The following is a 13,772-nucleotide window of genomic DNA, read 5'->3' on the forward strand; positions in this document are numbered from 1 at the left end:
AGCGTGCCGCCGAAGTCGAAGCCGCATCGCGAGCTGCCGCCGCCGCCGCCGCCGCCGCAGAGCATGCTGCTGCCGAAGCTGCCGCCGAGCGTGCGGACGCCGTCGCATCCGCGGCCCGAGCTGAGATCGAGACCGAGGCCGCCGCCGAGCGCGCCGTGTTCGAGGCCGCCGCCGCGAGTGCTGCCGCCGCGGTTGCCGCGGCGTCTGTCGCGTCAGCGAGTGCGGCTCCGGCTGCGGCGCTGCCGCTGCTCCCGGCTCCGATCGTTCCCTTCCCGGTCGAGAGCGACCCGTGGGCCGATTCCGGACTCGCCCACACCGAGGTTTTCACTCCTCAGGCTCCGCTCGCCGATTCTGTCGGGCATCCGGCCGACCCTCCGGCTGTCGTCGGCGGCGAGACGGCGGGGGCGCTGAGCGCGTTCGATGCACTGTTCCAGCCCGCCGCCGACACCGACACCGACACCGACGGAGACGCCGCCGCCGGCGCAACGGCCGCTGCCCCGACGACGGTTCTCGCTGCACCGGGCGTCGCGAATGCGCCCGCCCCCGCAGCCTCCGCTGCCGGCTTCTTTTCGCGTCGCTCGAAGGGAACGCCCCCCGGCGACCCAGGAACAGCCGCGGCAGGCACGGGCGGATCAGGGACAAACGGTTCAGAGGCGACACCTGGTTCCGGACCGAAGAGGCCCGGAACGAATGGTCCCACCGTCGGCGGCTCCGGGAACGGGGGCTCCGGGAACGGCGGCTCCGGTTCGGGCGGCTCCGGGAACGGGGGCTCCGGGAACGGCGGCTCCGGTTCGGGCGGCTCCGGGAACGGTGGTTCAGGGCATGGCCCCGGCGGGGCATCCGCCGGGCACAGCGGGTTGCCGAAACCCCTGATCTGGACCGCGGTCGGCCTGCTTGTCCTCGTGGTTCTCGTCGGCCTCTTCCTGCTCGGCCAGCGCCTCGTGGGCTCCCCGGTCTCGACCGTCGCGGCCACAGCCTCGGAGACGCCGACCCCCACCCCGACGCCGACCCCCACGCCGACCCCGGCGCCCACCGCCGCGCAGTCGGTCGGCGTGCACGCCTGGCAGACCCTGTTCGGCGGCGAATGCCTGCAGCCCTACGTCTCCCCGTGGGAGGAGACCTTCACGGTCGCCGACTGCGCGACCCCGCACCAGGCGCAGCTCGTCTATCGCGGTCTGTTCCCCGGGGACGCGACCACGCCGTTCCCCGGCGAGGCGGCGCTTGCTGCGCAGATCAACCTGCTCTGCAGCGCGCCCGGCGTGATCGACCTCACCGCTGCGGCGGCGTATCCCGATGTGCAGGTTCAGGGCAGCTACCCGATCACCGCCGAGCAGTGGGCAGACGCCCCGCACCAGTACTTCTGCTTCGTGAGCCGGTCCTCCGGCGACGGCATCACCGGGAGCCTCGCCGGCCCCGGCCCGACCGCTTAGCCGCAGGAACTCCCGGCTCCTCGTTCGTCGCTGTGCCGAATCCAGGAGTCGAGCCCTGCGTGCCGAAGCAGGGCCCCAGACCAGTGCCGCGCATCCGCCCTGTTCGGGTGGGGACGCGCTCAACTCCTGAATTCGGAACGCGCCAACCGGATGGGCGACGCGGGGTGACGCTGGTGGGCTAGATCTCGTCGGACTCGACGGGTTCGAGGGACACGAGCTTGTCGACGCCGGAGATGATCTCGTCCGGGCGGAACGGGTAACGGCTGACCTCGGCCTCGTCGCTGATCCCGGTCATCACGAGCAGCGTGTACAAGCCGGCCTCGATACCGGCGACGATGTCGGTGTCCATCCGGTCGCCGATCATCGCGGTGTTTTCCGAGTGCGCGCCGATCTTGTTCATCGCCGAGCGGAACATCATCGGGTTCGGCTTGCCGACGACGTACGGCTCCATGCCGGTCGCCTTCGAGATGAGAGCGGCGATGGCGCCCGTCGCGGGCATCGGACCGTCCGCGCTCGGCCCCGTCGCATCCGGGTTCGTCGCGATGAAGCGCGCACCGGCGAGCAGCAGGCGGATGGCCTTGGTGATGGCCTCGAAGGAGTAGTTGCGGGTCTCGCCCACGACGACGTAGTCGGGGTTCGTCTCCGTCATGATGAACCCGGCCTCGTGCAGGGCCGTCGTCAGGCCGACCTCTCCGATCACGAAGGCCGTTCCGCCGGGCATCTGGCTCTTCAGGAAGTCGGCGGTCGCGAGGGCCGAGGTCCAGATGCGCTCCTCTGGCACGTTGAGTCCTGAGGCGCGCAGCCGGGCGCTCAGGTCACGCGGCGTGAAGATGGAGTTGTTGGTCAGCACGAGGAACGGCGTTCCCGCGTCGCTCCATTGCTGCAGAAGCTCGGCGGCCCCGGGCAGCGGGCTGTTCTCGTGGACCAGCACCCCGTCCATGTCGGTGAGCCAGCATTCGATCTCGTCACGGCGTGTCATTCGGCGCTCCTCGGGTTCCCCTCCAGAGTAGCGTTCCGGGGTTTGGTCGGTGTCATCGCTTCGATTCCGCGCGGGGCTCGTCGGTGGGCTCCGCATCGAGCCAGATCGACGCGGCCTCCGCATTGGTCAGGTGGCGGATGCTGCCGTTCAGCAGTCGCACGACGCCCGGTCCCAGCAGCGCGAGCACGGTTCCCGGCCCGATGCCGTCGCGTGCGAGGCCTCGGAGCACGACGGGATCCCGGTCGCTGATCCGCAGGACGACGCCGACGAGGCCGGGGCCGGCTTCGGCCGCGACGAGCCCGGCGCGCGCGGTGACGGAGCCGTCAGCCGCGGGGATCGCGTCGCCATGCGGGTCGACCGCCGGCCGGCCGAGGCGTTCGTCGATGGCGTCGAGCAGCCGGTCCGAGAGGGAGTGTTCGAGGATCTCGGCCTCGTCGTGCACCTCATCCCAGTCGTAGCCCATCTCGCGCACGAGCCAGGTCTCGATGAGGCGGTGCCGTCGCACGACCGCGCTCGCGCGCAGCAGCCCGACGGGGGTGAGGGAGAGAGGCCCGTACGGCACGTGCGTGATGAGGCCGGCGGCCGCGAGCTTCTTCACCATCTCCGTGACCGAGGAGGGAGCGATCCCGAGCCGGGCTGCAAGAGCCGACGGGGTGATCGGTTCCGGCTGCCACTCGGTGTGCGCATAGATGGTCTTGAGGTAGTCCTCAGACGCCGGGGTGCTCGTGCCGTTGTGTTTCATGAGCCGCTCCCTATGCTCCGGTGAAGATCAGCACGAGCAGGACGACGTTGAGCGTGACCAGCAGGATGGCGGTGATGATCCCGGCCAGCGTCGTGAACCAGCGGTTGGTGTATTCGCCGAGCAGGCTCCGCCGCGAGGTCAGCCAGACCAGCGGGATCAGCGCGAACGGGATCCCGAAGGAGAGCGCGACCTGGCTCAGCACGAGGGCCTCGGTCGGGTTGAGGCCGAGGCCGAGGATGATGAGCGCCGGGATCAGCGTGACGAGGCGACGGACGAGCAGCGGCAAGCGCAGCTGCAGCAGCCCGTGCATGATCTCGGCACCGGCGTACGCGCCGACGGAGGTCGAGGCGAGCCCGGATGCGAGCAGGCCGATCGCGAACACCGTCGCGACGATCGGCCCGAGGCTCGACTTCAGGGCGTCATACGCGCCCGGAAGCGAGTCGGTTCCCGGAATGCCCTGCAGCGCAGAGGCGGCGACGACGAGCAGGGCCACGTTGACGGTGCCGGCGAGGATCATCGCGAGGGTCACATCCCAGCGGGTGGCCCAGAGCAGGCGGTGCGTGGTCGGCCGGTCGTGGGCACCGGGAAACCGGTCGCGGGCGAGGGCGGAGTGCGCGTAGATCGCGTGCGGCATGATCGTCGCACCGAGGATCGACGCCGCGAGCAGCACCGAGTTGCTGCCCTCGAACCGCGGCACGAGGCCGGCGAGCACGCTCGCAGGGTCCGGCGGGGCGAAGAACACCCCGGCGGTGAACCCGATCGTGATCACGCACAGCATTGCGACGATGATCCGCTCGAAGCTCTGTGCCCCACGCCGGGCCTGCGCGGTCAGCACGAGCATCGAGACCGTGCCCGTGATCACGCCACCGAGCAGCAGCGGCAGCCCGAACAGCAGGTAGAGCGCAACCGCACCGCCGATGATCTCCGCGAGGTCGGTCGCCATCGCGACGAGCTCCGCCTGCAGCCAGTACAACCGCCGCAGAAACGGATGCTTGAACCGGCTGCCGAGGATCTCCGGCAGGCTCTGCCCGGTCACGATCCCGAGCTTCGCGGAGAGGTACTGGATCAGCCACGCCATCAGGTTGCCCGAGAGCACCACCCAGACCAGCAGGTACCCGAACCGGGCGCCCGCGGTCATATTGCTCGCCACGTTGCCCGGATCCAGGTAGGCAACGCCGGCGACCATGGCGGGACCGAGCAACATCGCCAGCCGGGCGGGTGCTGCCGGCGTCCGCGCCGCATCCGCTACCGTGCCGCCAGCATTTTTAGGCATACCGAAATCATACGCGCGCTCGCCCTGCCCTGGGCACGAGCGCGCGCGCGGGGCGGGGGCAGGTGCTGCGCGGGATACGGTGGAGCGGTGACTGAACCGCTGCTCCCCGCTTCCGTACCGACCGCCGCACCGACCGTGGAGCTGTCGACGAACGGGGTCGGGCCGTGGCAGGGCGAGTTGCCGGAGGAGGCGTTCTATGACCCCGAGCTCCTCGAGCACGGTGACACCCGCAACGTGATCGACCGGTACCGGTACTGGTCGATGGCCGCGATCGTCGCCGATCTCGATGAGAAGCGCCACCCCTTCCACGTCGCGATCGAGAACTGGCAGCACGACATGAACATCGGCTCGATCGTGCGGAGCGCCAACGCCTTCGGCGCGGACACCGTGCACATCATCGGGCGCAAGCGCTGGAACAAGCGCGGTGCCATGGTCACAGACCGGTACCAGCACGTGCTGCATCACGCGGATGTCGCCACGTTCGTGCTCTGGGCGGCGCACGAGGGCCTGCCGATCATCGCGATCGACAACGTGCCCGGCAGCGTGCTGATCGAAACCTTCGCGATCCCGGAGCGCTGCGTGCTCCTGTTCGGCCAGGAAGGCCCCGGCCTCTCCGACGAGGCGATCGCCGCGGCGGATGCCGTGCTCGAGATCAGCCAGTTCGGATCGACGCGCTCGATCAACGCCTCTGCTGCCGCCGCCGTCGCAATGCACGACTGGGTGCTTCAGCACCGCTTCAAGTAGCCCGCTCACGGAGCCGGAGCCGGAGCCGGAACCGGTGCCGCCCCGTTCTGGGGTGGGCTCCGCCGCGCACTGGGGTCGTCCGAGGGATTGACCGGCGCGATGCGCAACCGGTAGCTTCTAGGAAACGTACTCAACAGGGACGCTTCTGCGTACCCGGGCACCCGAAATGCCCCGCGTACGCCGAAACTTCGCTGCTCGCATTGCTTACCCTGGAGTACCCGTCATGCCGCTTTTCCGCCCTGCCATCGTGCCGCGCCACAAAAAGCGTCAGATCCTCTTCGACCACGGTTTCCTCGCCCCGGCCCGGGCGCACATGCGGATCACGGCCAGCGTCCTGGCCGGCCTGCTCGTCGCCGTCGGCCTGACCGTCGGCGCCATTGTCGCCCCGGCGACCGCTGCCGGGATCGTCACCCTCACGGCCAGCAGCACGCCGACCATCCTCGCGGGCGAAAACGCGACCGTGAGTCTCACCGCGACGGCTCCTGCCGGCGGCACAACGGACTACTACAACCTCGCATTCCGGTACCAGCTGCCCGCCGGAGCGAGCTATGTCCCCGGCAGTACCGCAGGGGCAAGCGGCCCGGCCCTCCCTGACCCGACGATCGTGACGATCACCGACGTCGTGGGGCCGCCGGCGGTCACCCACCAGGTGCTGATCTGGCCGAACATCGCCGACCTCGTGCACGGAAGCACCACCGGCCTCACCTTCGGGATCACGCCAGACCCCTCCGTCTTCCTGGTCGGATCTCCCATCCCCGGCAATGCCGCCGTCTACGGCCAGACCGACCCTCGACTGCTCGCCAAGTTCACGCCGACAACCGGCGTCGTCGTCGCAGGCAGCTTCGCATTCACGGATGCCGTCACTCCCGTTTCCACGAAGGTCGCCGCCCTCAAGGTCACCAAGACCGAACCGAGCCCCGAGCATGAACTCATGCGCGGCGCACAGGACCAGGCCACCGTCTACACAATCACCACCAAGAACACCGGGGTCGCCGCCACGACCGGCGTCGTGCTCGTCGACTACCTCCCGGCCGGCCTCGAATTCCTCGGTTGCGGCAGTGTCGACAACAGTGCGGCAGGCACAGAGGAATACCCGGGCAGCGGCCCGCTCGGCTCCTCCACCGGCGGTCCCTCCTGCGCGACTCCCGCGCTCGTCGAAACGGTCAACGACCGAGCAGGCTTCCTCGGCCAGGTCTTCACGAAGGTCACCTGGAACCTCGGCACCCTCACGGCCGGGTCCACCCGCACCATCACCTATTCGGCCGCGATCCCGCTGAAGGCCAACACGATGTGGCCCGCCGGCCAGGTGCCCAACGCCGCCGCGCGCCTGCAGGCGGCCAACCTGGACAACAACACCGGGGCATCGACTCGCCAGGAGGCGCCAGCCGCCGCCGGCCAGGGCCTCACGAACACCGCAGTCGCCACCGGCACATACACCGGCCCCGTCGCCACTCCCGCGGATGCTGCCGCAACCTCGAGCGACTCCGTGACCGTCAAAGCCATTGACCTGTCGATCGTCAAATCCGTGGACTCCTCGGACTTCGTGGCCGACGGCATCGCGCACTTCACCCTGCTGCTTCGATCGAGTGAGTACACCACCGATTCCGCGATGACGATCACCGACGTCGTTCCCAACGGGCTCTGCCCGATCATGCCCGCTTCCGTCGTGGTGACCGGTCCGCGGGCCGGTCAGCTGCCGGCCGGCTGCACCGGAGGCGGCACGGTGACGGGCGCCACCGTCAACAGCGTCGTCGCCAACGCCGACGGCAGTTTCACGGTCGTGCTCACGCCGAACCCGACGAGCCTCCCGGTGAACACGAGTCGCACGATCGGCTACGACGCCCTGATGTCTTCGACCTACGCCGGAGACAGCCAAAGCGGGCCGACCGTCGCGGGAGACAGCTTCCTCAACACCGTCGGGATCACCGGCACGACAACCGACGTCACCGCCGGCCTCGGCAGCACGCCGGTCACAGACGACTCGTCGGCCGGCCTCGCGTCATCCAGCCCGACCATCACCAAGAAGGTGCTTCCCCGCCCGGCCGCCGGTGGCACCGCCGTTGACTGCGCCGCCGCGGTCAACGCGCCCAACTACACAGACACCCAGGTGCCGACCTACCACCTCGGCGACAAGGTCTGCTTCCAGCTGACCGTGGCGTTCGCAAGCTCAACCCGCACCCGCAACGCCCGCATCACCGACTTCACCCCGGTCGGAACGAGCTTCGACGGCTTCGCGCCCGCGTCAGGAAGCACCGTCGCCGTGACCCCCGCAACCGGCACAGAGTCGGCAACCCCGGCAGGCACCCTGCCCGCCGCCTGGAACCTCGGCACGCCGGACAACGGATCGACCGACCTTTACGTCGCCAAGGGCGCAACCCTGACCCTCTTCGTGAGCGCCATCGTCACGTCGACGTCGCCGACCGCCGTCGTCGACATCACCGCGAACCTGATGAAGTACCGCCAGGAATCCACGGCAGGGGCCGTGCTCGCACTCCGTGACCAGGTCGACTACGCGATCGCCCCTGCCCCCACCGTCTCCCTCGCCAAGAAGATCTCCGCCGTCAACGGTGCAGCCCCGGCCGCGCCGGCAACAGACGTCAAGGTCAAAGAGGGCGACGTCGTGACGTACGCCCTCGACGTCGCGAACACCGGAACGGCCGCCGCTGGCACCGATGTGCCGGTCGCTGCCGTACAGGTCTGGGACGCCCTCCCCGCCGGCTACACCTGCACCACGTGGATCGTCGCGTCGATCACACCCGCCGGCAGCTGTCTGAATCCCGGTGATTCCGGCTACCCGACCACAAATGCCGTGCCGGCCAACGCTCGCAGCGTCATCGTCTGGACCGTTCCGGGTCCACTCGCCCCAGGATCGGCAGCTACCCGGCTCAGCTATGCGGTGACGGTTCCCACCGGCGTGAGCGTGTCGACGGTATTCCCGAATACGGCATCCGTTGTCGCCTTCACCTCGCCGAACACCGCGGGCGGCGACACGGTCTACTTCCCGAAGGGCTCGTTGAACCCTGCCCATGACACCGACGGGAATGCGCTCCCGGCCAACAGCACCGCGCAGATCCGCCTCGCCGACGCCGCCGTGGCCAAGACCGGCGTGTCCCGGATCGTGGCGACCGGCAACACCGCCAACCAGGCCGTCGCGGGGGAGCTCGTCGACTACACCTTCTCCGTCACGGTGCCTGCTCATACGACCGTGTACAACGGAAAGCTCTCCGACGCGCTCCCGGCCGGACTGACCATTCCGGTCGGAACCGTCGCGACAGTGTCGAGCGTGCCGGCCGGCGGCTCATTCGACCCGACGAACGGCGCCCTGACCTTCCCTGCAACCTTCGACAACACCACCGCCGTGGACCAGGTCTTCACGGTGACGCTGCCCGGCGTGCTCGTCGGCGTCGGTCTGGCCTCCGGAACGCTCACCAACACCGCGACCTTCGCGAGCAACGCCACCCTCGGCGGGACCGCGGTGACCCCGCGCACGGCGGCCAAGGCCATCACGGTCGTGACTCCACTGCCGACCCTCGCCAAGATCGTCGACAAGCCCACCGCCCAGGGCAATGACATCGTGACCTTCACTCTCACTGCCGGCAACACCGCCGGCCGCCCCGCAGCCTACGACTCCATCGTCGTCGACTGCCTGCCCGCGGGACTGACCCTGACTGCCTTCCTCTCCCCTGCCGCTTCGCCGACGACGACGAGCGTGCCCGGGGACGGCACCAACGGGTGCGCCACCGGAACCACCAGGCTCGGCTGGGTGCTCCCCGGCACCGGTGCACTCCTGGCCCCCGCCACCACCGTGCTCACCTATTCGGCACGGGTCGCACCCAACTCCGCCGGGCTCGTCACGTACACCAACACGGCGAGCGTTACCGGCTCGACCCTGAGCAGCAACGGGGCGAACAACGCCCTCGTCGAGCGCGTCGTCTCTGCCGCCGCGTCGGCCGTCGTCACGGTCGAAGGCGCCACGACGGTCAAGACGGCCACCCCGAATGCCGTTGCGGTCGGCGGCGCGGTCGCATACACGATCACCGTCACCCTGCCCAAGAACGTCAACTTCTACAACGCATCCATCATCGACACCCTGCCAGCCGGCGTGACCGCGAACGCAGGCTCCGCCACGGTCGCCTGCCGCACCGCCACCGCCGTCGACTGCATCGCCACGCTGCCCAAGGGCCCCGGGTTCACCCTCGCCCCGTCCGGCCAGAAGATCGGCTGGCTCCTCGGGGACGTCGTCGCTGCGACCGAGGACCGCACCGTCACCGTCTCGGTCACCGGCACCGTCACCACGGCGCCCGCCAACACCGCGGGAACGTTGCTGACCAACACGGCCGCTCCGCGCTGGAACGACACGGCCAAGTCCGATCCGGCCAATGCCGCAGCGGGCTTCGACCGCACCGGCCCGGCCGGATCCGCGGGCGTCACCGTGCTCGAACCGGTGCTCAGAATCGCCAAGACCGTCTCCAACGCCACTCCGGAACCCGGCCAGGCCTTCACGTACACCGTCACCGCGACCAACGCGAACACAGCAACGACGTCCGACGCGTTCGCCGTGACCATCGTCGACACCCTTCCCGCCGGGATCGACCCTGCGAGCGTGACGAATATCTCCGGCAATGGTGTGCTCTCCGGCACGACCATCACCTGGACGATGCCGACCATCGCCAAGAACGCGTCCGTCACCCTGACCTTCGACGCCAGGCTGGCCGCGTCACCGAGCCTCACCGGCAGCGCGATCGTGAACAGCGTGAGCGTGACGAGCTACGCCTCCCTGGCGGCTGGCGGCCGGGTCTACACGGCCAACCCGCCGACGGCGACGGCGGCGGTCACCCCGCGCTTCCCGCACATTGACCTCGCCAAGACCGCGACCAACGGTGCGACCGCATACGTGAACACCCCGTTCGGCTGGACGCTGACGCTCACGAACACCGGAGCGGGCACCGCGGCGACCGTCACCCCGACGGATGTCCTTCCCGCGAACTGGGTGTACCTCGCCGGTTCAGGCACGGTCTCGATCGGGAGCGGCGCGGCCGGGCCCCTCGGCGACCCGACGGTGACCACCGCGAGCGGAGTGCAGACCCTGGCCTGGCCCGCGTTCACGGCCGTGGCCCCCGGAACCGTCATCAGCATCCGCTACAGCGCGCAGCCGACCGCTGCGGCAACCGTCACTCCGGGAGCCGGGGCGGGCATCCGCCACACCAACACCCTCTCGGCCTCCGCGACGGATGCCACCGGTGCGACCGGTCACGCCGGCCCCGCCCCGTACGCGGCGAGCCCGGTGACCGCTGACGCGCACATCGATGCGGCCGACGTCACCCTGGCCAAGACGGCCGGCTCGGCCCTCGTCGCCGGGCGCAGCACGCCGGATGCCTTCAGCATCACCGTCAGCAACACCGGACCGGACACTGCGGTCGGGGCCGTCGCCGGACACAACTTCACGGTCACGGACACCCCCACCCAGCCCTTGCCCACCGGCATCACCGTCACGGGGGCGACCGGCACCGGCTGGAGCTGCACGGTTCCGAACGCCGTGACCGGCGCCTTCAGCTGTGAACGTGTCAACGCGAACGAAACCCTCGCCGCAAACGCCGCATTCCCGGCGATCACGGTCGCCATGCTCGCCGGATCCGGTGTGCCGAATGGCACGGCCGTCGTCAACTCCGCCACCGTCTCCGCCCGAACCTTCGACCCGCTCCTCGGCAACAACACCGCGAGCGCGACGAACACGGTGACCACGAGCGCCGACCTCGGCATCACGAAGCTCGCCAGTGGCGTCTTCGCCGCCGGCGACACGGCGACCTGGACCATCGACGTCACCAACGCGGGTCCGTCGACCTCTGTCGGACCGATCACCGTGACCGACACCCTGCCCGGGCACCTCTCCGCCGTCTCGGTCACGGGAACCGGCTGGACCTGCACCACCGCAGCGACCCCGGTGAGCTGTGTCTCCGCGGGCGGCCTCGCGCTCTCCGCGACCTCGCGCCTGACCGTGACCGCCACGATCGACTCCGACTTCACCGGCAGCCTCACCAACACGGTTGCCGTCACCGGGACGACGCCCGACCCGAACCCGGCCAATAACAGCTCCGCACCGACGACCCCGGTCGGGAGCGCAACAACGCTCTCGATCGCGAAGACCCTGCAGGATGCCCAGCTCGTGCCCGGAACGGATGCGACCTACCGCTTCGTCGTCGCGAACACCGGCCGCGCCGACGCCCGTAACGTGCGGATCGCTGACGCGCTGCCCAACGGCCTGACCTTCGTGCGGCTCACGGCCGGTACCCCCGGCGCCTGGACCTGCACCGAGACCAGCACCACTCCCTCGACCATCGGGTGCGTCCTCACGGGCACCCTGAAGCCCGGCGCCGGGGCCACCCAGACCGTCGACGTCGTGGTCGCGGTGCCGAGCGGCCTCACCGGTTCCGTCGTCAACACCGCGACCGCAGGAGCAGACAACGCCCCCGACGCGAGCGACAACACGAACACGGGACTGATCGGCAAGGCCGATCTGGGAATCACCAAGACCCACCCCGCCGGCGCCGTGACGGCAGGCACCGACCTGACGTACTCCCTCTCGGTGACCAACTACGGTCCGTCGGACGCCCCGGCAGGCACCGTCGTGACCGACCACATCCCGGCAGGGCTGGTCGCCCAGGGCGCGGACGGTGGCGCCGACTGGACCTGCGCTGCACCCGTCGGACAGGATGTGACGTGCACGAGCACGAGCATCCTTCCCGTGGGAGCCACGGCAGGCGTCGTCTCCGTGACCGTCGGCATCCCGGCGAACGCCGGGCCCGCCGGCTTCACCAACGTCGCGGACGTGACCGGGGTCCTCGACGAGCCAACGCCGAACGCGCACCCCAACACCGCGAGCGACCCGACCGACGTGACCACGCACGCCGACGTCACGATCGTCAAGACGATCGTGCCGTCCGCTCGCACCGTCACCGCCGGTGGCAGCATCGGCTACGCCCTGACGGTCACCAACGCCGGTCCGTCGACCGCGGATGCGCTCACGGTCGCCGACACTCTGCCGGCCGGTTTCACCGCCACCGCGATCAGCGGTGCCGGCTGGACCTGCGTCCTGGCCAGCCTCAGCTGCACCCGCGCCCAGCTCGGCGTGACGAACTCCGTGATCAGTGTCACGGCATCCGTTGCCGCAGCGGTGCCTGACGGCACCCGCGCGGTCAACACCGCGACCGTCGGCTGGACCGACAGCCGCTCATCCGCCCGCACCGACACCGACACCGTGCCCGTGACCGTTGTCGCGATCGCCGACCTCGAGCTGAACCAGTCGACCGCGACGGCGACCCCCCTCGCGGGCGCTGACGTCGTCTTCGACTTCGCGCTGCGTAACGTCGGCACCTCGGACGCCATCGGTCCGATCACGATCACCGACACCCTGCCGGCCGGGCTCCGGTTCCGTTCGAACACGGTGGGCTGGACCTGTGTCGCGAGTGCCGTTGCCGCCAGCGCCCCGCAGGTCGTCACCTGCACCCTCGGTGACGGCAGCACCGGCCTCGCCGCCGGCGGCACGGCGACCGCGCTCTCGATCACGGTGAGCACTGACCCGACTCTCGGTGCCGTCACGCTCGACAACCCCGCGATCGCCGCGACACCGACAACGGAGTCCACGCTCGTCAACAACCCGAGCCCCGTGCGGGTGCTCTTCGCCCGCAGCGCCGACCTGTCCCTCGTGAAGACCCACTTCGGCTCAGGCGCGATCGGCGCTCCGACCCCCTTCACCCTCACTGTCTCCAACGCGGGACCGTCCAGCGCCGTCGGGGTCCGGGTGGTCGACACCCTCCCGGTCGGGCTCACCTGGGTCGACAGCGCGGGTAGTGACCCGGCGTGGTCGTGCTCGGCTGCGGCGTCGACCCCCGTCGGCTCGACGGATGTCTCGTGCGCCCTCGCGACGCCCGTCGCCCCCGGCGCGGACGCGCCGACCCTCGTCCTGAACGCCCTCGTCGACGCACGGTCGTTCCCGACGGTCACGAACGCCGCCGCCGTCACCGCGGTCACCCCCGACCCGGACCCGGCAAACAACTCGGCGACCGATCCGCTCGTCGTCGCCCCGCTGGTGAGTCTCGCCGTGACGAAGCACCACACCGGGCAGGCCATCATCGGATCGAACCTGGACTACCTCGTCGCGGTCACGAACACCGGAGCCACGGCAGACCCGGGTGGATTCACCGTGGTCGACGTGCTCCCGGCCGGGCTCAGCTACGTCTCCGGCCACGGCGACGCCGTGACCTGCGCCGCTGGGTCCGACGCGGCGCTGGTCACGTGCACCTTCGCCGGCGCGCTGGCCGTCGGGGCGACCCGCACGGTCACGATCACGGTGTCCGTGCTGGCCACTGCGTTCCCGACCGTGGTCAACACGGTCACCGCGCACAGCCTCTACGCCGACCCGGCCGCCCCGGCGGCCCAGGCGAGCGACTCCGCGACCGTTCTGAAGGCCCTCGCGCACACCGGAATCGACCTTCCGGTTGAGCTCCTCGCCCTGCTCGCCCTCCTCGCTCTCCTGCTCGGTGCCGCGCTCGTCCTCACGAGTCGCCGACGCCGCGCCCAGCGTGCCGAATAGGGGCTAGCGTTGCA

Annotated in this window: 5 protein-coding genes and 1 pseudogene; 3 read left to right on the plus strand and 3 right to left on the minus strand. The window is 70.1% G+C overall.

Annotated features, from left to right (window positions below; all coding sequences use genetic code 11):
- Positions 1-1,430: pseudogene (locus E3O50_RS18970) on the plus strand (hypothetical protein); the annotation flags it as partial.
- A 178-nt stretch (positions 1,431-1,608) separates the two neighbouring features.
- Here E3O50_RS18970 and E3O50_RS00555 read toward each other — a convergent pair.
- The 3 genes from E3O50_RS00555 to E3O50_RS00565 are packed head-to-tail and all read right to left on the minus strand — an operon-like array spanning position 1,609 to position 4,424.
- Positions 1,609-2,409 carry an HAD-IIA family hydrolase gene (locus tag E3O50_RS00555; protein WP_134446205.1) on the minus strand — a complete coding sequence of 267 codons (801 nt, stop codon included), beginning with the start codon at positions 2,407-2,409 and terminating at the stop codon, positions 1,609-1,611.
- 52 nt (positions 2,410-2,461) lie between these two features.
- Entirely contained in the window at positions 2,462-3,151 is a 690-nt protein-coding gene (locus tag E3O50_RS00560) for a metal-dependent transcriptional regulator (RefSeq protein WP_134559069.1), read from the minus strand.
- Between the two features lie 10 nt (positions 3,152-3,161).
- Complete coding sequence (locus E3O50_RS00565) at positions 3,162-4,424, minus strand: Nramp family divalent metal transporter (protein ID WP_134559071.1); 1,263 nt, start codon at positions 4,422-4,424, stop codon at positions 3,162-3,164.
- 99 nt (positions 4,425-4,523) lie between these two features.
- On the opposite strand from E3O50_RS00565, the gene E3O50_RS00570 reads away from it, so the two are divergent.
- Together E3O50_RS00570 and E3O50_RS00575 are read left to right on the plus strand one after the other, a co-directional pair.
- On the plus strand, positions 4,524-5,168 hold the full coding sequence (locus tag E3O50_RS00570; RefSeq protein WP_134559077.1) for a TrmH family RNA methyltransferase: 645 nt from the start codon (positions 4,524-4,526) through the stop codon (positions 5,166-5,168).
- Between the two features lie 223 nt (positions 5,169-5,391).
- Positions 5,392-13,758, plus strand: coding sequence for an isopeptide-forming domain-containing fimbrial protein (locus E3O50_RS00575; protein ID WP_166790647.1), 8,367 nt, complete (start codon positions 5,392-5,394; stop codon positions 13,756-13,758).
- Positions 13,759-13,772 lie beyond the last annotated feature (14 nt).

The organism is Cryobacterium sp. MDB1-18-1 (assembly GCF_004402735.1).
Taxonomy (GTDB): Bacteria; Actinomycetota; Actinomycetes; order Actinomycetales; family Microbacteriaceae; genus Cryobacterium; species Cryobacterium glucosi.